At 61.2% G+C, this 25,334-nt stretch carries 25 protein-coding genes, 1 other RNA gene and 1 pseudogene; 14 read left to right on the top strand and 13 right to left on the bottom strand.

What is annotated here, in order from left to right; translation table 11 throughout:
* Positions 1-103 precede the first annotated feature (103 nt).
* Positions 104-508 (top strand): nucleoside-diphosphate kinase, encoded by a 405-nt coding sequence (gene ndk, locus ACTQW0_RS00445; RefSeq protein WP_055251725.1) that lies wholly within the window; start codon positions 104-106, stop codon positions 506-508.
* Positions 509-684: 176 nt separating this feature from the next.
* Here ndk and rpiB read toward each other — a convergent pair whose 3' ends face one another.
* Positions 685-1,152 (bottom strand): ribose 5-phosphate isomerase B, encoded by a 468-nt coding sequence (gene rpiB / locus ACTQW0_RS00440; protein WP_427719257.1) that lies wholly within the window; start codon positions 1,150-1,152, stop codon positions 685-687.
* Positions 1,153-1,422: 270 nt separating this feature from the next.
* Between rpiB and ACTQW0_RS00435 the strand changes: the two genes are divergently transcribed.
* The gene (locus ACTQW0_RS00435) at positions 1,423-2,745 is read left to right on the top strand and encodes an L-cysteine desulfidase family protein (RefSeq protein WP_441041684.1); all 1,323 of its coding nucleotides are present in this window, start codon (positions 1,423-1,425) and stop codon (positions 2,743-2,745) included.
* Between the two features lie 366 nt (positions 2,746-3,111).
* On the opposite strand, the pseudogene ACTQW0_RS00430 reads toward ACTQW0_RS00435, so the two are convergent.
* The 5 genes and pseudogenes from ACTQW0_RS00430 to ACTQW0_RS00410 all read right to left on the bottom strand — a co-directional run.
* Positions 3,112-3,282: pseudogene (locus ACTQW0_RS00430) on the bottom strand (helix-turn-helix transcriptional regulator); the annotation flags it as partial.
* Positions 3,283-3,428: 146 nt separating this feature from the next.
* Positions 3,429-3,782: a hypothetical protein gene (locus ACTQW0_RS00425; protein ID WP_427727584.1), complete on the bottom strand. Its 354-nt coding sequence runs from the start codon at positions 3,780-3,782 to the stop codon at positions 3,429-3,431.
* 100 nt (positions 3,783-3,882) lie between these two features.
* Positions 3,883-4,503: a helix-turn-helix domain-containing protein gene (locus ACTQW0_RS00420; RefSeq protein ID WP_427727582.1), complete on the bottom strand. Its 621-nt coding sequence runs from the start codon at positions 4,501-4,503 to the stop codon at positions 3,883-3,885.
* Between the two features lie 346 nt (positions 4,504-4,849).
* The gene (locus tag ACTQW0_RS00415; RefSeq protein ID WP_117734980.1) at positions 4,850-5,041 is read right to left on the bottom strand and encodes an Arc family DNA binding domain-containing protein; all 192 of its coding nucleotides are present in this window, start codon (positions 5,039-5,041) and stop codon (positions 4,850-4,852) included.
* Positions 5,042-5,105: 64 nt separating this feature from the next.
* Positions 5,106-6,125 carry an SPFH domain-containing protein gene (locus ACTQW0_RS00410; protein WP_117734981.1) on the bottom strand — a complete coding sequence of 340 codons (1,020 nt, stop codon included), beginning with the start codon at positions 6,123-6,125 and terminating at the stop codon, positions 5,106-5,108.
* A 388-nt stretch (positions 6,126-6,513) separates the two neighbouring features.
* Here ACTQW0_RS00410 and ACTQW0_RS00405 point away from each other — a divergent pair, with 388 nt between their 5' ends.
* A complete protein-coding gene (locus ACTQW0_RS00405; RefSeq protein ID WP_427719692.1) occupies positions 6,514-7,764 on the top strand; it encodes an MFS transporter in 1,251 nt (416 codons plus the stop codon).
* A 1,407-nt stretch (positions 7,765-9,171) separates the two neighbouring features.
* On the opposite strand, the gene ACTQW0_RS00400 is transcribed toward ACTQW0_RS00405, so the two are convergent.
* The 3 genes from ACTQW0_RS00400 to trpS are packed head-to-tail and all read right to left on the bottom strand — an operon-like array spanning position 9,172 to position 11,437.
* Positions 9,172-9,504 (bottom strand): MGMT family protein, encoded by a 333-nt coding sequence (locus ACTQW0_RS00400; protein ID WP_427719691.1) that lies wholly within the window; start codon positions 9,502-9,504, stop codon positions 9,172-9,174.
* Between the two features lie 51 nt (positions 9,505-9,555).
* Positions 9,556-10,386, bottom strand: coding sequence for an HAD-IIB family hydrolase (locus ACTQW0_RS00395; RefSeq protein WP_441566395.1), 831 nt, complete (start codon positions 10,384-10,386; stop codon positions 9,556-9,558).
* Between the two features lies 1 nt (position 10,387).
* Complete coding sequence (trpS, locus tag ACTQW0_RS00390) at positions 10,388-11,437, bottom strand: tryptophan--tRNA ligase (RefSeq protein ID WP_427719689.1); 1,050 nt, start codon at positions 11,435-11,437, stop codon at positions 10,388-10,390.
* Between the two features lie 298 nt (positions 11,438-11,735).
* Here trpS and ACTQW0_RS00385 point away from each other — a divergent pair, with 298 nt between their 5' ends.
* Positions 11,736-12,125 carry a hypothetical protein gene (locus ACTQW0_RS00385; protein ID WP_118098410.1) on the top strand — a complete coding sequence of 130 codons (390 nt, stop codon included), beginning with the start codon at positions 11,736-11,738 and terminating at the stop codon, positions 12,123-12,125.
* Between the two features lie 87 nt (positions 12,126-12,212).
* Here the strand turns inward: ACTQW0_RS00385 and ACTQW0_RS00380 are convergent, their stop codons facing one another.
* A complete protein-coding gene (locus ACTQW0_RS00380) occupies positions 12,213-12,971 on the bottom strand; it encodes an HAD family hydrolase (RefSeq protein ID WP_441566392.1) in 759 nt (252 codons plus the stop codon).
* 313 nt (positions 12,972-13,284) lie between these two features.
* Here ACTQW0_RS00380 and rpsA point away from each other — a divergent pair, with 313 nt between their 5' ends.
* The 3 genes from rpsA to ACTQW0_RS00365 all read left to right on the top strand — a co-directional run bounded on the left by rpsA (position 13,285) and on the right by ACTQW0_RS00365 (position 16,148).
* On the top strand, positions 13,285-14,451 hold the full coding sequence (gene rpsA / locus ACTQW0_RS00375) for a 30S ribosomal protein S1 (RefSeq protein WP_154515317.1): 1,167 nt from the start codon (positions 13,285-13,287) through the stop codon (positions 14,449-14,451).
* Between the two features lie 341 nt (positions 14,452-14,792).
* Positions 14,793-15,154: RNase P RNA component class A (gene rnpB / locus ACTQW0_RS00370), an RNA gene on the top strand.
* Between the two features lie 355 nt (positions 15,155-15,509).
* Complete coding sequence (locus ACTQW0_RS00365) at positions 15,510-16,148, top strand: YigZ family protein (RefSeq protein WP_441566390.1); 639 nt, start codon at positions 15,510-15,512, stop codon at positions 16,146-16,148.
* 67 nt (positions 16,149-16,215) lie between these two features.
* Here ACTQW0_RS00365 and ACTQW0_RS00360 read toward each other — a convergent pair whose 3' ends face one another.
* Complete coding sequence (locus ACTQW0_RS00360) at positions 16,216-16,662, bottom strand: C-GCAxxG-C-C family protein (protein WP_154515321.1); 447 nt, start codon at positions 16,660-16,662, stop codon at positions 16,216-16,218.
* A 230-nt stretch (positions 16,663-16,892) separates the two neighbouring features.
* Between ACTQW0_RS00360 and ACTQW0_RS00355 the strand changes: the two genes are divergently transcribed.
* From ACTQW0_RS00355 to ACTQW0_RS00340, 4 genes are all read left to right on the top strand, one after another.
* Complete coding sequence (locus ACTQW0_RS00355; RefSeq protein WP_427719685.1) at positions 16,893-18,176, top strand: O-acetylhomoserine aminocarboxypropyltransferase/cysteine synthase family protein; 1,284 nt, start codon at positions 16,893-16,895, stop codon at positions 18,174-18,176.
* A 135-nt stretch (positions 18,177-18,311) separates the two neighbouring features.
* Complete coding sequence (locus ACTQW0_RS00350; protein ID WP_441566388.1) at positions 18,312-18,605, top strand: hypothetical protein; 294 nt, start codon at positions 18,312-18,314, stop codon at positions 18,603-18,605.
* Between the two features lie 58 nt (positions 18,606-18,663).
* Positions 18,664-19,242 carry a xanthine phosphoribosyltransferase gene (locus tag ACTQW0_RS00345; protein ID WP_441566386.1) on the top strand — a complete coding sequence of 193 codons (579 nt, stop codon included), beginning with the start codon at positions 18,664-18,666 and terminating at the stop codon, positions 19,240-19,242.
* Positions 19,243-19,307: 65 nt separating this feature from the next.
* Positions 19,308-19,706, top strand: coding sequence for a peptide chain release factor-like protein (locus tag ACTQW0_RS00340; RefSeq protein ID WP_441566384.1), 399 nt, complete (start codon positions 19,308-19,310; stop codon positions 19,704-19,706).
* A gap of 87 nt (positions 19,707-19,793) precedes the next feature.
* On the opposite strand, the gene ACTQW0_RS00335 is transcribed toward ACTQW0_RS00340, so the two are convergent.
* The gene (locus ACTQW0_RS00335) at positions 19,794-20,756 is read right to left on the bottom strand and encodes a diacylglycerol/lipid kinase family protein (RefSeq protein ID WP_441566382.1); all 963 of its coding nucleotides are present in this window, start codon (positions 20,754-20,756) and stop codon (positions 19,794-19,796) included.
* An 88-nt stretch (positions 20,757-20,844) separates the two neighbouring features.
* Entirely contained in the window at positions 20,845-22,266 is a 1,422-nt protein-coding gene (locus ACTQW0_RS00330; protein WP_441566380.1) for a chloride channel protein, read from the bottom strand.
* 210 nt (positions 22,267-22,476) lie between these two features.
* Here ACTQW0_RS00330 and ACTQW0_RS00325 point away from each other — a divergent pair, with 210 nt between their 5' ends.
* The 3 genes from ACTQW0_RS00325 (at position 22,477) to modA (ending at position 25,307) form a co-directional block, all read left to right on the top strand.
* Positions 22,477-23,739 (top strand): molybdopterin molybdotransferase MoeA, encoded by a 1,263-nt coding sequence (locus ACTQW0_RS00325; RefSeq protein ID WP_441566378.1) that lies wholly within the window; start codon positions 22,477-22,479, stop codon positions 23,737-23,739.
* 10 nt (positions 23,740-23,749) lie between these two features.
* Complete coding sequence (locus tag ACTQW0_RS00320) at positions 23,750-24,229, top strand: MogA/MoaB family molybdenum cofactor biosynthesis protein (RefSeq protein WP_441566376.1); 480 nt, start codon at positions 23,750-23,752, stop codon at positions 24,227-24,229.
* Positions 24,230-24,434: 205 nt separating this feature from the next.
* Positions 24,435-25,307: a molybdate ABC transporter substrate-binding protein gene (gene modA, locus ACTQW0_RS00315; protein WP_441566374.1), complete on the top strand. Its 873-nt coding sequence runs from the start codon at positions 24,435-24,437 to the stop codon at positions 25,305-25,307.
* Positions 25,308-25,334 lie beyond the last annotated feature (27 nt).

The raw sequence follows: 25,334 nt of genomic DNA, 5'->3' as shown, positions 1-25,334 counted from the left end.
ACAGTTTTTTGTTTAACTGCAGCTAAAACTCTGTTACGATGCAGTCCAGGCGGGTGCCGGAATGGGACTTGGGCACGCGCGAACCTACTTGAAAGGCTACCTTATGGCTATCGAGAAGACCTTCATCATGATTAAGCCCGACGCTGTGCGCGATCGCAAGATCGGCGAGATCGTCGCTCGCATTGAGCGTAGCGGCCTTGTCATCGAACGCATGGAGATGACCACGCTCGAGCGTGCTACCGTCGAGGAGCACTACGCCCATCTGGCGGACAAGCCCTTCTTTGGCGGTCTCTGCGACTTTATGACGAGCGGTCCGGTCGTCAAGATGGTCGTTTCCGGTCTCTCCGCCGTCTCCAAGATGCGCACCCTTATGGGCGCTACCAACCCGCTTGACGCTGCCCCCGGCACCATTCGCGGCGACTTCGCTGTCGATGTCAACGCCAACGTGATCCACGGCTCCGACTGCCTGGAGAACGCCGAGATCGAGATCAAGCGCTTCTTTGGCTAAACCAGCTTTGACTCCTCAAAGCTGTTAGCGTGTGGCTTTGGCGCCGCGGAATTCCATCCGTGGCGCCCTTTTTATTCCAGTAGATTTCTAGGTATATCCCAAAATCTACTAAACAGCCCCCGTCCGGATGTTTCTTCCGGGCGGGGGCTGGCGTTAGCATATGGCTTTGTAGGTCTTTAAGCCTCGTCGACGACCTTGAGTCCGCGGGTCTGGTCGATCTCGTTGATGAGATTGACGCGACGCTCGTGGCGGCCGCCCTCAAACTCGGCGTCGAGCCACTCGTCGACAATCATCTTGGCGAGCTCGGAGCCCACGACGCGGGCACCAAAGGCGAGCACGTTGGTGTTGTTGTGCATGCGGGAGAGCTTGGCGCTGAAGGGCTCGGAGCACACGACGGCGCGTACGCCCTCGACCTTGTTGGCAGCCAGGCTAATTCCGACGCCGGTACCACAGATGAGGATGCCCAGGTCGACGTCGCCGTTGGCAACGGCCTTACCCACCTTGTAGCCGGCGATGGGGTAGTCAAAGCTCTCGGAGGTGTCGGTGCCAAAGTTCACGACCTCGCAGCCGCGCTCCTTCAGGTGCTCGGAGATGATGTTCTTGAGCTCGACGGCGGCGTGGTCGTTACCGATACCGATCTTCATGGATGCTTCCTCTCTGGTCTGTGCGGCGAGATTGCTAAAGGTTTTACCGCGTTCGACTGCATGATAGCGCGACTTTTGTGTAAACGCTCGGGCGTTTTTTGCTCAAACGCTTTAGCATGCAATAAGACCGGCTTCTCATGAATAATGCCGCCAATTTGTGCTTGAGCGCCGTCCGCCGGAACCATGGTTGTGGTTTTTGATGCATTGTTATCAAATAATAATAGCGAACTATTTTGAGAGCCCAGCCCGTTATACAAGTAGGAGATACCTATGCCTGCCGATTCCCTTCGTGATACCGCGTTTTGCGATGTTTTGAACCGCGAGCTTGTCTGTGCGCTCGGCTGCACCGAGCCCATTGCCGTTGCCTATGCAGCGGCGCTGGCGAGCCAGACGCTCGGTTGCGAACCCGATCATATGGATGTTGCCTGCTCGGGCAACATCATCAAGAACGTAAAGAGCGTGACCGTGCCTAACTCGGGCGGTATGCATGGTATTGAAGCCGCGGCCGTGCTGGGTGCTGTGGGCGGCGACGCCAAGAGCGCGCTCGAGGTGCTCGAGAGTGTTGACGATAAAGACCGTGCTCGCGTGGCCGAGCTCCTCGCCGATGCCGGCTACTGCGATGTGTCGCTTGTCGAGGGCGTGCCCAACCTCTACATCAAGGTGACTGCCACGGCCGGGGGGCATACCGCGGTCGTCGAGATTACCGACCACCATACCAATGTTACGTGCCATACACTCGACGGTATTCCGGTGTGCGGCAAGTCGGTGGGGGAGTGTGCCGCCTGCGCCGAGCGCGTGGTGGCCGAGCGCGCGGCAGATAGCGCCGACACGCCCATGTCGATTGAGACCATCATCGACTTTATTGAGGACGGCGATGTTGAGGGTGCTCGCGCTGCCGTTGAGCGTCAGATCGAGCTGAACGGCGCCATTAGTGCCGAGGGCCTGGCGCACGCTTGGGGCGCCGAGGTGGGCCGTACGCTGCTGGGCGCTCGCGCCGATGACGTCGCCTGCCGTGCCCGTGCCCGTGCGGCCGCCGGGTCCGACGCCCGCATGAACGGCTGCGCGCTGCCGGTCGCCATTGTGTGCGGCTCGGGCAATCAGGGCATTACCTGCGCACTGCCTGTTATGGAGTATGCCGAGTACCTGCGCTGCGACCACGAGCGCCTGGTGCGCGCCGTGATGCTGTCCGATCTTATTGCTGTGCATATCAAGAGCTATATTGGTGCGCTCTCGGCGTTTTGCGGTGCTATTTGCGCTGCGTGCGGTGCCGGCGCGGCGATTACCTGGCTGTGCGGTGGCACGCGCGAGCAGATCGGCGCGACGGTCTCCAATACGCTCGGTAACGTGGGCGGCATCGTGTGCGATGGCGCCAAGGCAAGCTGTGCCGCCAAGATTTCCGCTGCCGTCGATGCGGCGATTCTGGGTCATGATATGGCCATGCAAGGCCGCGGATTCCGTGCCGGCGAGGGCCTGATTCAGGATACGGTGGAGGAGACGATCGCCAGTATGGGCTATGTGGGCCGTGTGGGCATGAAGGATACCGACGTCGAGATCCTCAACATCATGATCGGCAAGACCATCGTCGACTGCTAGGGGCTCTGGGGCACTGCATCTTGTTGTTGAAACTATCGCGCTTGTGGCTGTAAAGCACCTGTCTGCATTGCGGACAGCGAGGATCTCGCGGTATGTCACCAGGTCGTTCTCGCGCTTGATGCGCTCGAGGACGGTTGCGACAACAAGCGCCGCTATCGCCGGCAGGAACGCCGCAGCCGCGGCGACGCCGGCGCCCCAGGTGCCCTCCATCCAGTTAAACGCCGGCGACAGTATCAGCGCGAACGCCACCGCCAGCAACGCGAGCATCAGCACGGCCAGCCATAGCATCCGCGTTCCCATGCGCTTGCGATCTCTTTCGACTGCCTCTTCCATAACGGTCACGTCTCCCTTCACGAGCGTGTCTATGGAGGTGCCGAATAGGATGCTCAGCATGAGCAGACTCTGGACGTCCGGATACGTCTTGTCCCGCTCCCAGTTGCTGATCGTCTGACGCGACACGTAGAGTTTCTCGGCGAGTTGTTCTTGGGAGAGCCCCATCGCCTCGCGCCGCGTCTTGATCTGGTTGCTGATGTCCATCGTCACCTCCCGGTCGTGAAGGAGCGTCCCGCGAACACGCCGGGTGCGCTATCGAATCTGTTGTACATCATATGCGGCAAGGCTTGCCGGGCGCTGCAAAAACTGTTTTGCACGGGGTTTACCTGCATGACTGTTGCTGCGATGGCTTAGCGATGTTGTCGAGCAGTCATCCAAGTGCGCAGGCCCATGGCGGCGTAGCCGATTGCGGTATAGGCAACCCCATGGAACGCAAGGTCCCGGCTGCCCTCGACCGCGAGGGGAAACAGGAGCGCGGATCCGATTCCGAGCGCCGCGGGTATCCAGAAGAGCGTCCTCGCGGAGTTCGCGGCGAGCAGGCCGAGGGCGATCGCAGTTACGGGGAGCACGAGGTAGATCAGCGTCATCATGGCGATCATGCCGGCATCGGATGGGACGACCCTCACCAGGAGGACGGGGATTGCCCAGCAGGCGCCAACGATTGCGATCAATGCGATGAGGGACGCGCGTACGGTGACGTTCATGGGGCACCTCCTAACGGGAATCGCCCCCATTCTGGCATACATCTTCAGAATGGGGGCTAAGGGGGATACCATTTCGGGGAACGGGTGCGTACCCGCGCTTTTAACTCAGCATCTTGGCGAGCATGCCGATGCCGACGCCCACCAGTCCGCCGGCGATGGCGCCGATGATGATCTGCACCGCGTTGCGCGTGCCCTTGACCCAAGGGTTCATCTCGCGCTCACGGCGCCCCTCGAGCGTGTCGCGATCGACCTGCTCGCCGCGGCTAAACGCCAACACCTCGCGGTACGTGACGAGGTCGTGCTGCTTCTTCATGCGTTCCATATACACGAACGCCACGAGCATCACGACGAGCGCCACGGCGGCAAACGCCGCGGTGGGCGCGATGTGCATGCCCCAGCCCCATTCGAACTGGAACGCCGCCCACGCGCTCAGCACCAAAAACACGACCGCGCTCACGACCGTGATTGTGGAGAGGGCGTTGTACTTCTTGACCGCTTTGTTCATTACCTGTGCCATGGTTTCCACATCTCCTTTGATGAGGGAGTCCACGGTCACCCCGAACACGTTGGAAAGCAGCAGCAGGCTCTGGACATCCGGATACGTACGGCCGCACTCCCAGTTGCTGATGGTCTGGCGCGACACGTAGATGCGCTCCGCCAGATCGTCTTGGGACAGTCCGAGCTCCGTGCGATGCTCCTTGATGTGCGAGCCCAGCTCCATGCGTTTGCTCCCTAGAGGGTCGGGGTGACCCCTGTCGAGAGCCACCATGTCATTGACGCGAGCATCGTACCATCAAAGGTCTTTATATTTGACCCCCACGGGGCAAAATCGAGCTGTCAAAAGGCTTTATATACGACATCTAGCTGGGAAAAGAACGGTCCCCAAAGGCGGATGCCTCCGGGGACCGGTTGGTGCGTATAGAGGGGGCGAGCTTGCTTTGGGTTGGTGTTGGCCCCGCCGCTCGGCTCGACTTTGGAGCGGCGGGGCTCAGCTCTGCCTCGGCGCTGGCGAGGCAGAGCGCGGCTTTGCCCCGACGTCGGCAGCGGCCGAGCCCTGTCTTCCCGGCTTAGCCCTCTTCGCCTTTGGGCGTGCCCTTGAACGAGGGCTCTTTCTTTGGCAGCCTTCCCGCGCGTTTGAGGGCGTCTCGCAAGATCCATTCCACCTGACCGTTGGCGCTGCGCATCTCATCGTCCGCCCAGCGTTGGACGGCCTCCCAGATAGCGGGGTCTATACGGAGTGGATACTGCTTGCGTGCCATGACGTGCCTTCTTGTCGAATGTGCAATTTTGCACCCGTCCCCAAATTATTCATTGGTGTTGGGGTTAGTACAGCGAGCCTGCGTTGAGCACCGGGTGCGCCTCGGATTCACCGCAGAGCACCACCATGAGGTTGCTGGCCATCTGCGCCTTGCGCTCGTCGTCGAGCTCGATGGTGCCGCCGGCAGCCATCTCCTTCACGGCCATGTCGACCATGGAGACCGCGCCCTCGACGATCTTCTTGCGTGCGGCGATGACGGCCTCGGCCTGCTGGCGGCGCAGCATCGCCTGGGCGATCTCGGGGGAGTAGGCGAGGTGCGTGAGACGTGCATCGTCGACCTCGACGCCGGCGGGCGCCAGGCGCATCGCGAGCTCGCGGCGCAGGGCTTCGGAGACCTCTTCCACATTGGCGCGCAGCGTGATGGCGCCGGCGGCATCGGACTCGTCCTCCAGGTGGTCGTAGGCGTACACGCTCGCCACGTGGCGCAGCGCCGTCTCGGCCTGCATGGCGACATAGCTCTGGTAGTCGTCGACGTCGAAGAGCGCCTTGGCGGTATCGGCGACGTGCCACACCACGACGGTTGCGATCTCGATGGGGTTGCCCATTTTGTCGTTGACCTTCAGGCGCTCGCCATTTAGGGTGCGCACGCGGGTGGAGATGGTGGTGGGGTTGCCCTTGGCGGCCTTCTGCGCCGCGGCCTTGGCGGCCTTGGAATCGCTCATCTCGAGCTCGATCATCTCGCCGATCCCGGCCGATCCGCCCATGCTCTTGCTAAAGAACGGGTTGGCCCAGAAGAAGCCCTCGTCGCGGACGGTGCCCACGTACTTGCCGAACAGGATGCACACGCGCGCCTGGCCGGGCTGCAGCGAGAAGAATCCGTTGAGTGGGATGAACCACAGGCAAAACGCGAGGATGCTGAGGCCGAGCCCCCATCCGTAGACTGCGGGCGCGTCGACGCCGTCGGGCGTGCTCGCGAGCCCGATGGTGCTCCAGATAAAGAGGCCGATGATGGCGATGAGCGCCACCGCCACGGCGACGAGCATGCCGTAGCCCGACTTGGCCTTGAGTTGCTTTTCCACGCTCATTGTGAGTTCCTTTCACGACTGCGCCGGCGTTCGCGTGACGTCCCCGGCGCCGCGCTCCAGATTGCGATGGGGAGGAGGCGAGTCCCCGAGCAGTCCGTGCGGCTGCTGATTGCATTGTGATATCACATTGAGACCAAGTCAAGGGGAATCGGATGCCGTCTCTCATGGCATAAGTGGTTCGGGGCGCCCGGCATCTACGCTCCGTAGAGGTCTTCCTGTTGCATCTTGGCTCGCAAGTCCCTATAATAGCCCCACTCACGGCTGAAGGTTTACCTCGAGATTTGGAAAGGGGAGCTGCACCATGCTTGCTTCCATTTGGCTCTAGCCACGGTCGCGTGAGCGACCGGTACTTCGCTGCATACCACCGATCGCATCAAAGGATTATTCCATGACACAACCGAATCCCTGCGCTTCTTGGAAGCGCTCGCTCGCCATCGTCTGGATCGGCGAGTTCTTCTCCGTGCTCACGAGCTCCATTCTGCAGATGGGTCTCATCTGGCACGTCACCCTCACCACCGGCTCCGCGAGCGCCCTGTCGTTCGTGAGCCTGGCGGCCTTCTTGCCCATGGCGCTCCTCGGCGCCTTCGCGGGCACCATCGTGGACCGCACGTCCATCAAGCGTCTCATGATCGGCGCCGATCTCTTCATCGCGGCCGTGAGCCTCACGCTTGTCTTCGGCTCGCTTCGGGGCGACCTTTCTGTCGCCGTTGTGGCGGCGGTGCTGTTCGTCCGTGCGCTGGGCAGCACGCTCCATACGCCCGCCTTCAACGCGCTCACACCGCTCATCGCCCCGCCCGAGGTGCTCGGCAAGCTGGCGGGCATGCTGCAGTTCATGCAGTCGGGTAGCTATATCATCGGCAACGCCATCGCCGCGGCGGTCTACCCGGCGTTTGGTCTGACTTTCATGATCGCGCTCGATGTCGCCGGGGCGGTGCTCGCGAGCATCGCGGTGGCGACCTCCGGCATCAAGACGCCGGCGCCCGAGCGCCATACGCCCGAGGAGAACGCCGAGGCGTCGCACCGCGCGGTGCGGGCCTTCCTATTGGAGACGGCCAACGGGTACCGCGAGCTCAAACGCCATCACGGTCTGTTCGCCATGCTCTGGATCGGCTTCGCCTTCTCGGTCCTGTTCTCGCCCATATCCGCGCTGTTCCCGCTCATGGTGTTCGACCATTTTGGGGGCACCACTACGCAGTCGGCTATCGCGGAGATCGCGTTCTCGGTCGGCATGATCGCGGCGAGCGGCTGGATCGGGGCGACGGGTGGCCTTAAGAACCGCGCTCTTTCGTGCACGCTGGCCATCGGCCTCATCGGAGCCGCCGCGCTCGCGGGCGGCCTCGTGCCCCCTTCCGCGCTCGTTGTGTTTCTGGGGCTTACGTTCGCGATGGGGGTCTCGAGTCCGCTGTACAGCGCGCCGCAGATGGCGCTCATGCAGGAGCGCGTCGATCCCGAGTGCATGGGCCGCGTCTTCGGTCTGTACGGAGCGGTCTGCAGCTGGGCTATGCCCGTGGGGCTCGTCGCATCGACCTTGTTCGCGGACGCCATCGGCGTAAGCGCGTGCTTCGTGCTCATCGGTGCTGCAATGGTGATCCTAGCAGGCATCACCTGGGCGATCCCGAGCATCCGCAAGATTGGGTAGCGCTCTGGCGGAGTGCGTTTCGTTTCGGACGGCTCGTAGGGTCGCTGCGACGTGAAGGGTGGTCGACGGTGCGCCTGCGAGGGCGCCGTCGACCACCCTTTTGTTTAATTCGTCTGGCCCGGCGCCGATCATCATCTGTTCGCCGGGCGATTGCGATGCCGCCGCTTGCCGATACGCGGCTCCTTACGTTGTGCGCATCCCATCGTTCTGGCAGCGTTTCCTGCAGTTAATCTCCAGAGCTCGAGGCGGTGGCCCCTATGAGTAATCTGCTCGAATCCATTCTGCGCGTCGGTATGACCGTGTTCATCGTCGGCCCGCTCACTGCATGGGTCGCCCGCCGCGGCGCGAGCGAGCGCAGCGAGGCAACGGACAGCCTCGATTGCTTCACGGTGCGCATGCCCGCAGCCATCCGCACGATCATCGCCTGCTGCGCCGTCGCGTTCGAACTGCTCATGCTGGGTGTCTACGTCTGGCAGGGCGTCTCGCTGGGCGAGTGGGACCACGAACTTGTGTGGTTCGGTCATGCCATGGCGCTCGCGGGTATGGCTATCTGGGCCTTGCTGAGCATCCCGCGTATCGACGTGGACGGTGGGCGCATTCTCTCGCGTAACGCCTTCGGCATCCGCAAGGAGACGACGTTTGGCAACATCACCCGTGCAACGCTTCACGCGCAGATGATGAGGATCGACCTGTTCGAGGGCGACCGGAAGTTCTGCTCGATAAGCCTCGAGGGGGTGTGCTCGCTCAACCTCCTCGCCCGTCTGGAGGAAGAGGGCATCGAAGTCTCGGACGCCGTCGACGGTCCCATGACCAAGGCGGGCCTGTGTTGGTCTGCCATCAAGCCGTTGACGATTGTTTTCAACGGCATGGCCCTCGTCTTCTCGCTCGTCCTCGCCTTCATGGCGGTCTTCACCGACGAGGGTGCGCGCCTGCTCGTGCTCATCCCGTTCCTGTTCCTGTTCATAGGGGGGTTCCTGCCCCTGCTCATGCTCGGCATGCCGGCCCGCGGCATCCTCGAGATCGGCAGGCAGGAGCGCGCGCTCGGTTTCTCCTTCTCCGAGGAGATGGCAAGCCGAGGTGCCACGGGTACTTCGCTTGTCGATGACGATTGGTTCATCGAGATCAGCAACGCCCGCGTCGTGGCGTTTCGCCGCGATTACCTCAAGAAGATCACGGCGCACGAGAACAGCGAGAGCGGCGACCGCTGCACGGTGACCACGAGGGGTGGTCGCAAAATCAAGGTGTATGCAAGCGGGCAGCACGCTCGAGGACCTGCGCACGTGGTTCAAACAGGGTGCCAAGGTCAGAAGCACACTCGACCGCGCGGGGGACGCACTCGAGGCGACCGTTTGATTGGGTTGCCTGCCAAGGATCCAAAACGGGAAGGGGCGCTGTCGGCGCCCCTTGTCATACCAGGCCCGCTGGCCAGCGAGAGGCCTGCAGGTCGACATGTCCGTTGGCGAGGAAGGCAACGCCTTCGTCCTCGAGCAGTGTGCGCTGCGCCTCGGGCCCACCGAAGGCGAACCCCTCCGCGAGGCGGCCGTCGGCAAACACGATGCGATGGCAGGGGATGACGCCCGGTTGAGGGTTGACGTGCAGGGCATATCCCACGTAACGGGCTCGCCTGGGCTCGCCGACGAGCTTGGCGATCTGCCCGTAGGTGGCGACCATGCCCGCGGGAACCTGTGCGACCATCTCGTAGACGCTCCCGAAAAAGCCCTCGCGGTTGCTATCAGCCATCACAAACCTTTCAGTGCGCGGGTATCGGCGCGCCCGCGAGCAGCGGACGCGCTACGCCTCCAAATACCTCTCGACAAGCTCCTCAAACGCGCCGTCCATGCCCGTGGTCTCGAGCGCGCCGTCGCAGTTGGGGCGCACGTCGTCGGTGACGTTCGCCACGCCCACGCCGAGTCCGGCGGCCTGGATCATGGAGAGGTCGTTGGCGGAGTCACCCACCGCGATGACCTCGCTCATGGGGATACCGAGCATCTCGGCCAGGCGCATCAGGCCGACTCCCTTGTTCACGCCTGCGGGCATGAACTCGAGGTAGCGCTTCGAGGAGAACGTGATCTCGACGCCAAGGCGCTGCGCCAGGGGCTCAAGATCGCCCCCGAGCTTCTGCAGCGCGTCAAAGTTCCTGTTCACAAACAGGATCTTCACGATGTCGCGCCCATCCAGGAAGGACAGGTCGGGGTGGTCTGCGCTCGAGATATGCGTCACGCCGCTGATCGAGGTGAGGTACGCACGCTCGTCGTCGTCCGCATCGGGCACGAAGACGTGTCCGTCGGCGACGTTGATGTGCATGCTAAGCCCCAGCTCAAGGCCCTTTTGATAGAGCTGCTCGGCACAGTCGCGCGAGAGTTCGCAGGTGGTGAGCGGGCAGGGGTCGCCCACGCGGTTGATAAACCCGCCGTTGTACGACAGAACGTATCCGCCTTCGAGCAGCGACGCATCGACGGCCGCGAAATTGTGCATGATGGACGAGTACCAGCGCCCGCTTGAGGGGACGAACAGAACCCCCAGCTCCTTCATGCGCTTGAGCGCGCGGATGTTCGCCTCGGGGATGGCGTGATTGGAGTCGAGAAAGGTCTCGTCCATATCGCTTGCAACAAGGCGGTACATGCTAGTACACCATGCCCATGGCCTCGCGCACCTCGGCGAGCGTGGCCTCGGCGACCTCGTTAGCGCGGCGGTTGCCCTCGTGCAGGACGTCCTTGACGTAGTCCATATCCTGCACGAGCTCCTCGCGGCGCGCGCGGATGGGGGCGAAGTGCTCGTTCACGCTCTCGGTGACGTACTTCTTGAGCGCGCCTGCGCCGCCCATGCCGATCTCCTCGGCGATCTCGACCTCGGAGCGGCCGGTGCAGATGGCGGCGGTGGAGAGCAGGCCGGACACACCGGGACGGGCTTCGGGGTCGAACGTGATCATGCGCTCGCCGTCGGTCTGGCTCTTCTTGATGCGCTTGGCCGTCTCCTCGGCGGTCATGGAGATGTTGATGGCGTTGCCGTAGGACTTGCTCATCTTGCGCCCGTCAAGGCCGGGCAGCAGCGGCGTATCGGACAGCAGCGCGTCGACCTCGGGGAACACCTTGCCGTAGCGGTTGTTGAACTTGCGTGCGATGGTGCGGGTGAGCTCGATGTGCGGCAGCTGGTCGCGCCCGACCGGCACCACGTTGCCCTTGCAGAACAGGATGTCGCACGCCTGGTGCACGGGGTAGGTGAGCAAAAGGCCGGTGAGCTCATGACCGCTGGCCTCCATCTCGGCCTTGACGGTGGGGTTGCGCTGCAGCAGGGCCTCGGAGACGAGCGACAAGAACGGCAGCATAAGCTGGTTTGCCGCGGGCACGGCGGAGTGCGTGTAGATCATCGTCTTGTCGGGGTCCAGGCCGCAGGCCAGGTAGTCGATGACCATGTTGTAGACGTTGTCCTGGATGTTATCGGTGCTGTCGCGGTCGGTGATGACCTGGTAGTCGGCGATGAGCACGTTGGTGTGCACGCCCATGTTCTGCAGCTCGACACGGCTCTTGAGCGTGCCGAAGTAGTGGCCCAGGTGCAGACGGCCGGTGGGGCGGTCGCCGGTGAGCATGGTGTACTTCTCGGGGTGCTGCGGCAGGTCGGCGCGGATCTGGTTGCTGCGCTCGAGGCTGACCTCATAGCTGAGCTCGTTGGGCATGCTGTCTCCTTTTGGGTTAAGTGCCTGGCCGGCATTGTCGGTCTGGGTTGAAGATGAAGGTACCAGAGAAACGGCGTCTCTTGCCGGAATCAACGATGGTTTTCGCCGTGTCGTCCCGCAGGGTCGTTTCCCTTCTTGGGAAGGAGCCCCTCGATATGCTCGAGCCGCTCCTCATGGGCCACGTGCGCCGCGCGTTCCTCGGCGGCGAAAGCGGGGTCTTCGGGCGTGACGGTCTCATCTCGCTGTCGACTCCGGTAACACCGCGACGGCGCTCCTGAGCCTGCTCGTCGACAAGCCGGTGACTATCTACACCACCAACGGCTATGCATGTCGGTTTACGGGCGAGCTTGCTGCTAAGGTGGTGGTAATTGGCGGCGACTTCAACCCCGTTACCTGCTCGCTCACCGGTCCTATGGTTGAGAGCGCGCTGCGCGAGCTGTACTTTGACCGGGCGTTTATAGGTGTCAACGCGGTGGACGAGGACCGCGGCATCATGACGCCAGGTTATCCCGAGGCTATCAAAAAACGTATCGTGATGCAGAATTCCCAAGCGAGTTACGTACTCGCCGATAGCTCCAAGTTCCACGTGTTTTCAAATGTAAAGGTGTGCGACCTGGAGGGCTTTACTGTTATTTCCGACAAGCGCGACGCCAAAATCGGCGAACGCGTCAAAATGATCACGGCCTAGGACACTGGGGCATCGCATCTTGCCCTCAAGCCGTTGCCCACGTAACGAAGCGTGGGGCAAATGTGCGCCCCATTCCTGATTTGGGGACTAGCTTAGTTCGTCGGCTATTTGGTGCTCGTAGAAGGCTTCTACTACGGCGTTAAAGTCGCGGGCGAAGTCTTCCATGGTTCCACGCCAGGTGGCTCGGCCGGGCTTTCCTTGGCCCACATAGGCGGTTTGAATGCCGCAGTCGGGGCTGGGGAAGTCGCGCTTGGGGTCGTTGCCCACCATAAGGACCTCGTGCGGTTCGAGCCCCATGGCCTGCAGCTGCTCCAGGTAATAGGTGGCATCGGGCTTGCAACGGGTGGCGTTTCCCATGTGCGTCACGAGCTCAAAGGGGGCGTCGGCCAGGTCACCCCAACCCATGCGGCATTCGATGGCCCCCTGGGGAAAGCTGGGGTTGGTAAAGAGTGCGCAACGCAGTCCTGCGTCCCGTACAGCCTGGAGTGCGGCGTGTGCACCCGGCATGGCGTGGGCATTGATGGCATCGTCATTCTTGTACGGGAGAACTTCGCGTTCATAGTAGGTAAAAGCCTCATAGATGAGTGGGTCCGAGAGGCAGATGCCGCACCTGCGCTCGACCTCGGTGCGGTAAAACTCAAGATTGGTGCGATTGTCCGTGCCGCTTCGGCGATTGGCGTTGAGGTCGATCAGGATGGTGCCGAGGCGTGCCATCGTGCCACCGCGACTGCATCGTCCGATATCCGCGAGCATTGACGAGACATCCTTAAAATAGCGAAGGATAAACGCGTTGAGATTGATGCTGAGAAGCGTCTCGTCCATATCGAAAACGACTGCTTTGAGCACGCGGGCACCTTTCTCGAAAAATTGTTTAGAACGTTGGCTCCGGATACTTTACCCCAAAGCCGTATACTCAACTGCTTATCGTCAACTTATGGAGACGGTCGTTCACAAGATTGCGAAAAAGTCTCCATACGAGTAAAAAATCGCAGTTCACGCTTGAAATCGAAGTGATTTCCACGTAACCTATACGAACGTGATTGCATAAGCGTCACATTAGTATCTGTCGGCTCCCGAGTGTTCCTAAACGTTGTGTGCTTGTCGCACCCTTCTGTAGGTCCTAGCAATCGGGGCCCCGTAGTTCGAAAGGGGTCCACCTTTGAGTGAGATTCAGAACTCGTCCATTTTCTCTCTTGACGATGTCAACGAGGAGGAGATGAACAACCTCATTGACGGTACGATTACCGACTTTGATGAGGGCGATCTCGTTAACGGTACTGTCGTTAAGATCGAGCATGACGAGGTGCTCGTTGATATCGGATTCAAGTCCGAGGGCGTTATCCCGGTCCGCGAGCTGTCCATCCGCAAGGACGCTAACCCTGCAGACATCGTTGCACTCGGTGATTCCATCGAGGCCCTGGTTCTCCAGAAGGAGGACAAGGACGGTCGTCTGGTCCTTTCCAAGAAGCGTGCCGAGTACGAGCGTGCTTGGAACCGCATCGAGGAGAAGTTCAACTCCGGCGAGAACGTCGAGGGCGAGGTTATCGAGGTTGTCAAGGGCGGCCTGATTCTCGACATCGGCCTGCGTGGCTTCCTGCCCGCTTCCCTCGTCGACCTCCGTCGCGTCAAGGACCTCACCTCCTACATGGGCACCCGCATCGAGGCCCGCGTCATCGAGATGGACCGCAACCGCAACAACGTCGTTCTCTCCCGTCGCGTCGTGCTTGAGGAGTCCCGTAAGGCCGAGCGTTCCGAGATCCTGTCCAAGCTCAAGTCTGGCATGCGTCTCCAGGGCACCGTTTCCTCCATCGTCGACTTCGGCGCCTTCGTCGACCTCGGCGGTATCGACGGTCTCATCCACATCTCCGAGCTCTCCTGGAACCACGTCAACCATCCTTCCGAGGTTGTCAAGGTCGGCCAGGAGGTCGAGGTCGAGGTTCTCGATGTCGATCTCAACCGCGAGCGCATCTCCCTGGGTCTCAAGCAGACCACCGAGGATCCGTGGCGCGCACTGGTCAAGAAGTACCCCGTCGGCGCTATCGTCGAGGGCACTGTGACCAAGCTTGTCCCGTTTGGCGCTTTCGTCGATCTGGGCGAGGGCATCGAGGGCCTGGTGCACATCTCCGAGATGGCCAACAAGCACGTCGACCAGCCTTCTCAGGTCACCCACGTGGGCGACAAGGTTCAGGTCAAGGTCATGGAGATCGACCTCGACCGTCGTCGTATCTCCCTGTCTATGAAGTCCGCTGCTGAGACTCTGGGCGTCGAGATCGAGGTTACCCCGCTGCCTTCCGAGAAGAAGGACGAGGAGACCGACGCCGAGTAAATCGGTTTGACGATCACTTGCTTTAAGGGATCCGTCCGCAATGGACGGGTCCCTTTTTGCGTTTGCCGGTGAGGTGCGCAATGCTACTCGTGCGCAACGCTGTCCGGGCTGTTCACAGGCTATTGGGTTGTCGGTGCATGAAAATGCCGACATCCCGCCTCGGGGAGGAGGCGGGAACGCACCGAGTAGACGGAGGGGTGCGGAGCGCGGTCGCGTCTCGACTGGCGACGTTGCCCATCGACAACCCTATTGTACTGCATGGCTTGGTTCTTGGTATATCGTGTCGAACGCTTGTGTTGTGCCTTTGCCTGCGGCAACGGTGTGTTACACTCTTGCACTGCTGAGTGGGCCAGACGGTCGCGCGATGTGCTGCTTGCGGCACGCGTGAGGAAAGTCCGGGCTCCAGAGGGCGGGATGCCGGCTAACGGCCGGGCGGAGTGATCCGACGGAAAGCGCCGCAGAAAAGAAGACTCCCACCTGCGCCGCAAGGCGTAAAGGGAAAAGCTGAAACGGTGGTGTAAGAGACCACCAGCGTCGTGGCAACACGGCGGCTTGGCAAGCCCCATCCGGAGCAAGCGCGAATAGGAACGCTATGGGCCGGCCCGGTCCGCGTTCGGGTAGCGTGCGTGGAGCTGCACGGTAACGTGCAGACAAGATAAATGACCGTTCACGACAGAACCCGGCTTATAGGCCCACTCGGCACTTTGTTGACGCTGCGAACCCGTCAGCGCGACAATCTGCCTTTCAAGCCTTCGGGCATGACCATAAGGTCAATGCCCTCGTCTTTCAAGGCACCTTGCTCGCGCTGACGGGTTCTCGCTTTCGTTGACGGAATCATCGGCGGTTCCGTTCTTGGCATCTCGCTGTTTTTGCCTGGTCATCGGCAGCTTCATTTCTGTTGCAATCTCGTCTTTCAAGGCACCTTGCTCGCGCTGGCGGGTTCTCGCTGTTGGTGACGGCATCATTGGTGTTTTCGCTCTTGTTGGCGAGGACAACGGTGCTGTCTTTGCCGTATTATTGAGGCTGTTTGTTGCCGCGCTTAGTTTTGTTGAGGGGCTTTGTTGGACAGCTATTTTACCCTGCGATCGAATATTGAGGCTTCTGGCGAGTTTGTGGATCGCAAGAGCCGGTTTATTGCCCAGCTGGTCCATATTGAATCCGAGGATGAGGCGAATGCCTTCATCGAGATGGTTCGCAAGCGTCATTACGACGCTCGACACAATGTTCCCGCGTGGATTTTGGTCGATGGACGCGAGCGTCAGAGTGATGACGGTGAGCCGAGCCGCACGAGTGGCATGCCGACGCTCGAGGTGTTGCGCGGCACTGGGCTCAAAAATGTTTGCTGCGTGGTGACGCGCTATTTTGGCGGCACGCTGTTGGGGCCCGGTGGCTTGGTGCGCGCCTATACCGCGGCGACGCAGGCGGCGGTGGCAGCTGCTCAGGAGGCAGGGCAGGTCGTTGAGATGACGAGCGTCGTGCCTGTTGACGTGCACGTGGCCTATCCGCAGTATGAGCAGGTGCTTCGTTTGGCGCAGGATTCGGGTGCCAAGGTTTCGGATACCGATTACGCGGATGCCGTGACGATTCATTTGGTGTTTAAGGCGGGGGAGCAGGAGCCTTTTTGCGCTAAGATGCGCGAGCTTATGGCGGGGCGCGAGGAGCTTGAGGTCGGCGCTCCCAAATTTGCCGAGTTCTAACGGCGACGGCCGGCGTGCTTTTGGATGAATCCCAAGCACGCCAGCCGTCGTTTTCTGTTGCCGCCGTTTACTCGGCGAGCTGCTTTAGCACATCGCAGGCGATCTCGATGGCGTCGTCGATGCAGCCGGGGCAGCTGCGGAGCGGACCATTGTCCGATCCGATGCCCTTGAGCGTGCCGCAGACGGTCGTCGTGTTTTTCGTTTTAAAACGCTTGGCGATTTCGCGCGACAGCTTGTAAGTCTGGCCCTTGGTCTTGGGGTTATCCATGCCGTCGCTCATTACAAAGCCCATGATGGCCACGGCGCCCGAGATAGCGCCGCAGGTCTCGGTCATGCCGCCCATGCCGGCGCCAAAGCCCTCGGTGAGGATAAAAGCGGTCTGGGGGTCGAGCCCGACGGCGGGTGCGAGCGTGCAGGCGACGGCCTGTGCGCAGTTAAAGCCACGGGCGTGGTATTCGGCAGCCTGAGCCTGACAGGCGGTGATGTCGAGCTGGGCAGTATCGATTTGCTTCATCGTTGTCTCCTCGGTAACGGTGTACTCGCCTATGGTACCCTTGCCGATGCATTTGTTCATCGAAAGCCTCATGTATGCCTCATTTTTATCTATCGAATAAATGCCAAGATCTGCGATAAATGACCCCGGTTGATTTGTCTCATAACCTACCTTGGGGATGGGTTGAGAGGGGTGCGGGGTAGCGGTATCGTGAACCGGATAAAAATGTAACCCAGGCAAGGGAGCTAGATATGAGCGAGCAGACCATCGGTACGACATGTGTTCAGGGCGGCTATCACCCGGGAGATGCGGAGCCGCGCCAGGTGCCCATCTACCAGTCCACCACGTGGAAGTATGACACGTCCGAGCACATGGGCAAGCTGTTTGACCTGGAGGAGTCTGGTTATTTCTACAGCCGTCTGCAGAACCCTACGTGCGATCTGGTTGCCGCCAAGATCTGCGAGATGGAGGGCGGCACCGCTGCGATGCTCACGAGCTCGGGCATGGCTGCGAACTTCCTCGCGATCTTTAACGTGGCCGGCGCCGGCGATCATGTGGTCGCAAGCTCGGCCATCTACGGCGGTACCTACAACCTGCTTGCCCATACCATGGGTCGTATGGGCGTTACCTGCACGTTCGTTGCCCCCGATTGCACCGATGAGGAGCTCGAGGCAGCCTTTGAGCCCAATACCAAGCTCGTCTTTGGCGAGACGATCGCCAACCCCGCCCTTGCCGTGCTCGATATTGAGCGCTTTGCCAAGGCCGCGCATGACCACGGCGTGCCGCTGATGGTCGACAACACCTTCCCGACGCCCGTGATGTGCCGTCCCTTTGAGTGGGGCGCCGATATCGTTACGCACTCCACCACCAAGTACATGGATGGACATGGGGCCTGCCTGGGCGGCGTGATCGTCGACCACGGCCAGTTTGACTGGATGGCCCATGCGGACAAGTTCCCGGGTCTCACCACGCCCGATGAGAGCTACCACGGCGTGACCTATGCCGAGAAGTTCGGTCGCGAGGGCGCCTTCATTACCAAGGCAACCGCTCAGCTCATGCGCGACCTCGGCCCCATGCAGAACCCGCAGGCGGCGTTTTTCCTGAACAGCTCGCTCGAGAGCCTGCATGTGCGCATGCCGCGTCATTGCGAGAACGGCCTGGCTGTTGCCAAGTTCCTGCAGAGCCATCCCAAGGTGCGCTTCGTGAGCTATCCGGGTCTGGAGGGCGACAAGTACTATGACCTAGCTCAAAAGTACATGCCCAACGGTACCTGCGGCGTTGTGAGCTTTGGCTTTAACGGTGGTCGCGCGGCGGCCGAGACCTTTATGAAGAGCCTCAAGCTCGCTCAGATCGCCACGCATGTGGCCGACGCCCGCACTTGCTGCCTGCATCCCGCTAACGCCACGCACCGCCAGATGAACGATGAGGAGCTTATCGCCTGTGGCATCTCCGCCGACATGGTGCGCCTGTCGTGCGGCCTCGAGGACACGGCCGATCTGATTGCCGACCTTGAGCAGGCGCTTGAGCAGTGCTAGGCTAACGTTCGTGCAAGGCGCCGATGCCGGCAGAAAGCTTCGGCGACCTTTAGTTCCGATACCGTAGGCGGGGCCCCAATCGCGACTCTTTGCAGGCGATTGGGGCCCCGTTTTTGTGTTGCGCCACTCGAAAGGATGGATACGGAGAAAACCGCAGAGCAGCTGCGCCGAGAACACATCGCTGTTGAGGGAGACACCCATGGCAAGAACAAATGGGCGATTCTGTTTACGGTGCTCATCATGACGTTTATGGTGTGTCTGGATTCGACCGTCGTGACCGTGGCGCTGCCCGTGATGCAAAAGGAGCTGGGCGTGGGCCTCGATCGCATTCAGCTGGTAAGCTCGGTGTATCTGCTTGCGGCTTGTGCGGCGATGCGGCTTTGTGGTGCGATGCGGCTTGTGGGGCGGGCGGGGGTCGGTCCGTGGTAGACTATCGAGCAACGTTTATTAATCGCGCGGTATCGTTGCCGCGAGAAGGGGTTGCGCCATGCAGGAGCTTGAGGACCGTATTCGCCATGACGGCATCGTAAAGGCCGGTAATGTCCTTAAGGTTGATGCTTTCCTCAACCACCAGTGCGACGTTGAGCTGTTTGACCGCATGGGCGCCGAGTGGGCCCGTCTGTTCGAGGATGTCGAGATTAACAAGATCCTTACGATCGAGGCTTCGGGCATTGGCATGGCCTGCATCGCAGCCCAGCATTTTGGCGGCGTGCCGGTGGTCTTTGCCAAGAAGGCGCAGTCCATCAACCTCGACGGCGAGCAGTATGCCACGACCATCTATTCCTTTACCAAGCAGAGGGAGTACCCGGTCATCGTTGGCAAGCGCTTCCTGTCCGAGGGCGACAAGGTCCTGATTATCGACGACTTCCTGGCCAACGGATGCGCGCTCGAGGGTCTTATCAAGATATGCGAGGCTGCGGGTGCCGAGGTGTCCGGCATTGGCATTGCGGTGGAGAAGGGCTTCCAGGGCGGTGGCGATAAGCTCCGCGAGCGCGGCTTCCGTGTTGAGAGCCTGGCCCGTATCGCCGATATGGACTGTGAGAACGGCGAGATCACCTTCGCCTAAGCGCGCAACACAAGCGATTGGTATGCGATGTGACAAAGGGACTGTCCCTTTGTCACATTTTTTGTATGAGGGGAGGTGTTGATATGGATGAGAACAAGATGGGATGGCGTGAGTATGCGCGCTATGCCGAGATGTCGGTCGAGGAGCTGGCGCGCGATTGCGAGGTGCAGGTGTTTCGCGCGACGGGTCCGGGCGGGCAAGGCGTGAACACGACGGACTCGGCGGTGCGCATGAAACATGTCCCTACGGGGATTACCGTGACGGCGCGCGAGAGTCGCAGTCAGTTCCAAAATCGTAGCTGCTGTTTGCGTAAGCTGCGCGCTGAGCTTGAGCGTCGCGGGCGTCCACCGCGTCGACGCGTAAAGACCAAGGTGCCTCAGCGCTCTCGCCAGCGCAGACTTAATGACAAGCACTTCAACGCCATTAAAAAGGCCAACCGCCGCAAGCCGGGCGGGGAGGAGTGATCTTCTCGATAAGTTGCGGTGAAATAGGGGCTTTTTTGCGGCTTTACCTGCATAAACAGTCCCTATTTCACCGCAACTTAGGGGTGGTTAGCGGGTTGGGCGCCAGACTTGGAGGGCGCCGGGTAGGATGTCGACTTCGATGCGCGAGGCGATAACAGGTTCGCCGTCGGCCTGAATGGGGTAGTCGGGCTCCTCAAAGGTAAGCACGGCATGGCGGCAGCGGAGCATGCAAACCGGCGGCAACTTGGTATGGTGGCCGTCCTTGGCCGAAAGGAACATGGGAAGCGCGACCGCGCGCGGAACGGGGCCGCAGGCGTAGCAAACGTCGAGCATGCCGTCACACGGGTCGGCGTCGGGACAGATACGATAGCCCGAGCCATAGGTGGGGCCCAGCTGAATCGCCATGATGATCGCCCTCACGCGCTCGGCGGGCGCGCCGTCAAAGCTGACTGTCATGGGGTAGTTGCGATAGCGCAGGCCAAACTGTTCAAGTCCCGAGAGGGTGTAGAGCGGAGCGCCGGCGAGGCCCGTCTTTTTGCGCAGCTCGGTGGTGCCCAGGCCGATGGCGGCGTCAATACCGACGGAGAGCGTCTGGTCGTAGTACTCAACGGTAGCCTCGCCGCTACCGCTTGCGGGGTTCCATGAGCGAATGCGACCGATGTCCTGACGCTGCAGCTCGCAGGTGAGCAGCGCGCCAAAATCCTTGCCGGAGAAATCTTCTATACCGAGCGTTTGGGCAAAATCGTTGCCGGAACCCACGGGTAGGATGGCAAGAGCGGGGCGGGCGTCCTCCTTTTGTGCCATAAGCCCGTTGACGACCTCGTGGATCACGCCGTCGCCGCCAAGGGCGATAACAGTGCGATAGCCCTGAGCCTGTGCGGCCAGCTCCTTGGCGTGTCCCATACACTCGGTCAATACCAGGTCAAACTGGGATGCGCGTGCAGTCATGTCCAAAAAGCGTTGCAGGCGCTCGGCAACTTCGCGCGCCGCACCCGATTGGGCGGCTGGGTTGGCGATGATGAGCGTGCGACCAAAATCAGTTGCGTGCATGGGCGACTCCCGGCATATGGCGTGACGGTGCGGTCGCGCTCGGGTCAAATTGCCCCCCCGATTGTGGCTGCACGGCGAATACTTACGTCTACTCTATCAGGTCGTTGTGGCGCTCGATAGCATCCGCTACCGTACCGCCCTCATCCACTATAAGCGAACGGCGCTTGGGTGAGATGATGCGCTGGGCAGGGTACACGCCGCGGTGTCCGCCGGCGAGATAGCTGATAAAGGCCACGATGACAAAGAACCCGGCGGCCGTGCCGTGGAACAGGTCGATGGCCATCATGCAGGTGGTGATGGGCACGTTAAGGCCGGCACAGAACACGCCGAGCATGCCGAGAGCCGCCAGAAAACTGGGGTCGAGCCCGGTAAGGCAACCGATCCAGCCACCGAGTGCCGCACCGATGCCAAACAGGGGCGTGACCTCGCCGCCTTGGAAACCGGCACCCAGGGTGAGTGCCGTTACGACGAGCTTGATGGCGGCGTCGGCGAGGGTGGTGTTGCCGGCAAACCCGGCGCCCGAAAGCCACGTGGAAAGGCCGGCGTAGTCCCAGGCGTCGAGGAGGGCATAGACAGCCAAAACCACGAGTGCGCCTATAAGTGCGCGAACGAGGTAATTGGTGATAAAGCGACCGTACAGGCCCTTGACGGTTCGAACCGACCAGGCAAAGAGGCGTGCCGTCAGACCGAAGATAATGGCGCTGATAACAACGATAACGACCGTTTTGGGCGTCATGGCGGGAACGCTGGCGATGGCATTCGCTTCGTACTCGGTACCCAGGGCGAGTGATGTAAAGTAGCCGGTAAACGAGGCGACCAGGCAGTAGATCCCTGCGGTGTAGTCGATCTTGCCGATAAAGCACATCTCCATGCCAAAGAAAGCTCCGGCAAGGGGAGAGCCGAATACGGCGCCAAAGGCCGACGAGATGCCGGCGAGCATGAGGTCGTGGTGGTCATGCTTTTTGAGGTGGGCGAGGCTTGAGATGTTGCTGGCGATGGTGCCGCCAATCTGCACCGCGGCTCCCTCGCGACCGGCCGATCCGCCCGTTAGGTGCGTGAGCGTGGAGCAGACGAAGGTGAGGACGGCCATGCGCTTATGGATGAGGCGTGTGCCCAGAGCGGAGTCGATGACCAGGTTGTTACCGCGTTTGGCGGCAAGACCGTGGTTTTTGTACACCCATGCGGTGGCAACGCCCACAACGGGAAGCATGGCGTAGATCCACGTATGGTGCTCGCGATAGTCGGTCGCGATATTCAACGAGGCCAAAAACGCCCAAGCGGCAACGCCCATGGCGAGCGAGACGATGACGACGAGTACGAGCAATTTAGCGCTCGCGAGTAGGTTGTGGGCATTGCGGCGCGTGTCGGCAGCCAAGAGATGCTCGGAGTGGGTGAGCTGTTGCCTGCCTGCCATGATGACGTCGTTAAGGGAGAAAAAGCCGCCGTCGTCGAGCGGCTGGGAATGATTCTGCGCCTCGTTTGTGCTTTCGGGTTTGTCGGTAAAAGCCATACGTTCCTCTTTTAGGTTGCAACACGAGCATTATAGAACGTGCCAAACGTGACAAACCGGCAGGTTGGTTTCGGTTCTGTTTCGCGGCTTGCGGCCGACAGATGTATTCGAGAACGTGGGTCGTTTCGCCGTCGTGCGGCAGGGGATTATACTGAGAAAAGCATAAAGAATTGGCGCTCCCGTTGTGCGCTGTGGCATTAAGAGGTGCATATGGCAGAGAAACTCATTCCGCTGGAGGACGCGCAGTCGATTGTTCTGTCGCACGTTGCTCCGACCGATCTCGTCGAGATTCCCGTGTGGCAGGCCGCCGGTCTTCCCTTGGCCGAGGACACGGTGGCCGATATCGACATTTCACCGTTTGCCAACAGCGCTATGGACGGATATGCCGTGCGCGCCGTCGACCTCGCCAAAGCGTCCACCGATGCGCCCGTGACGCTTTCTGTCGTAGGGCACGAGGCAGCGGGCCATGTCTTTGAGGGCGCAATCGGCGCGGGCGACACGGTTCGTATCATGACGGGCGCGCCGGTACCCGAAGGTGCCGATGCCGTGGTGAAGTACGAGATCGTCGATGTGCTCGACGGTGACGGCAACGAGGGTTCGCGTGTGAGATTCTCGGCGCCGGCCAAGGTGGGGGAGAACGTTCGATCGGCTGCTGAGGAAGCGCATACTGGCGACGTCGTGATGTACGCTGGAGAGGTTGTGGCTCCGGCGGGCGCCGGCTTGCTGGCGAGCGCCGGGTATGCGAGCGTGAAGGTGCATGCCGCGCCGCGCGTGGGCATTATCTCGCTGGGGACGGAACTGGTCGCACCGAGTAACGTGCCGGCGCGCGGGCAGATTCGCGACTCCAACTCGTCGGCGTTGATGGCCGAGGCGCTCGATGCAGGAGCCGAGCCCGTATTCTACGGCATTGCGCCCGATGATGAGCAGGCGATTGCCGAGCTGGTGCATCACGCTGCGCAGGAGTGCGATTTTGTCATTACGAGTGGTGGCGCCTCTGCGGGTGATTACGACTATGTGACGGCGCTCGTTCGGCGCGAGGGCGAGGTGCTGTTCGACCGCATCTCGATGCGTCCCGGCAAGGCCATCACGTTTGGCCTGCTGGGGGGCAAGCCATATTTGGGACTTTCGGGCAATCCCGCGGCGGCGTATGTGGGCTTTGAGATGCTCGCCCGCCCGGCGATCCGCAAGATGCGCGGCTTTGCCGAGGGCGTGCGTCCCGTGCAGCAGGCGAAGCTCACACACGGCGTGAAGAAGCGACAGCATCGCCGCTTCTTCGATCGTGCCACGGTTTTGCGCGACCCCGAGACCGGTGAGCTGTTGGTGACCGAGGCCAAGACGCAGAATTCGGCGCTGCTCGGCACGATGCAGCGGGCCAACTGCCTGCTGCGTATTGACGAAGGCCCGTGTGACCTCAAGGCGGGCGACGTCGTGGATGTCGTGCGTGTCGACTTGCCTGAGGGCACGGTGCTATAGGAGGAATGCTATGGAGCTGAAGATATCGATTGTGACGTGCTCGGATACGCGCGATCTTGCCCAGGACGAGGCGGGTGCTGCGCTCGAGGAACTCATCGCGGCGCAGGGCTGGACGGTCGCCTCACATGTGGTCGTGCGCGACGACGTCAGCGAGATCGGTGATGCCATTGTGGAAGCGGCCGATGAGTGCCACGCCGATGTCGTGCTCACCTGCGGCGGCACGGGCCTTTCGATGCGCGACGTGACGCCCGAGGCGACGCGTGCCGTCTGCGACCGCGATGTACCGGGCATTGCAGAGGCAATCCGTGCGTACTCCATGACCAAGACGCGCCGCGCTATGCTTTCGCGCGCCGTGTGCATGCAGCGGGGGCATACGCTTGTCATCAACTTTCCGGGATCAACGAAAGCAGCCCGCGAAAGCTGGGAGGCTGTGAGTGACCAGCTGGAGCACGCAGCTCAAATGACGGCGGGGGGCGGGCACACCAAATAAGCGCATTACCTGCGGCGGAGTGACCTTACGGGCTGCTCCGCCTTTTTTATGCAGCGACAGTGCGGTCCGTCTCGTGGTTACCGGTAAAGGAAAGTTATTAGACGAGAAATATTTATCACAAACACTATTCGCGCAAAAGTATAATCTAGTAACAGTATAAAGCTTGCGGCGGGGTGCCCGGGCGTAGCGTTCGAAAGGGTTGAACATGTTCGATACGGTTTCTCGCCGCGGGTTCGTTTCACTTTCCGCTGTCGCCGCTGCCGGCCTTGGGCTTGCCGGCTGTTCCGGCAGCAAGACGTCTGGGCCGACTGGCTCCGATGCCGGTTTTTCTAAGGCATCTTCCAAGAAGGCTGTTGATCTGCAAGTCTTTGCTGCCAACTCGCTCGAGAAGGCCCTGCCCGAGGCTCAGAAGCTCTATACCGACCAGACCGGCACTACGTTTGCCGACACGCAGTTTAAGGCGTCTGGCGACCTTGTCGAGCAGATGCGCGCCGGTGCCGCCGTCGACGTGCTCATCACCGCTTCCAAGGGCACCATGGATGACGCTGAGACCGCCGAGCTCGTCGACGCCGACACGCGTGAGGACATGTTCGTCAACGACCTCGTGATCATTCGCGCCGAGGGCTCTGACACCAGGGTCGAGGCCATCGCCGACGTCGCGAACCTGGACGGCAAGATTGCCATCGGCGACGCCAAGACCGTTCCCGCTGGCAAGTACGCCAACCAGGCCCTGGCCTCCGTGGGCCTCTACACCGGCACCGAGGGCGACGACGGCGAGTATGCACCCGATTTCGCCGACAAGGTGGCTCTGGCCGACAAGGTCGGCACCGCTGCGTCTTACGTCTCTACGGGCGATTGCGTGGCTGGCTTTGTCTACAGCTCCGATATCTTCCGCTACGACGGCATCGAGGAGGCCTTCGTGTGCCCCGAGGACTCGCACAAGCCCATCGTGTATCCCGGCGCTGTCGCCGATAGCTCCGAGCACGCCGACGAGGCCAAGGCGTTCATCGACTTCTGCCTGACCAACAAGAAAGCCCAGAAGATTTGGGCTAAGTACGGCTTTGAGCTTACCGCGTAGTTCGCAACATCGCTGCATAACGATATG

The sequence above is a fragment of the Collinsella sp. LCP19S3_B7 genome (genome assembly GCF_052121795.1).
Classification (GTDB): Bacteria; Actinomycetota; Coriobacteriia; order Coriobacteriales; family Coriobacteriaceae; genus Collinsella.
The sequence above is the reverse complement of the archived record's forward strand: the minus strand, read 5'-3'. Positions and strand labels throughout refer to the sequence as shown.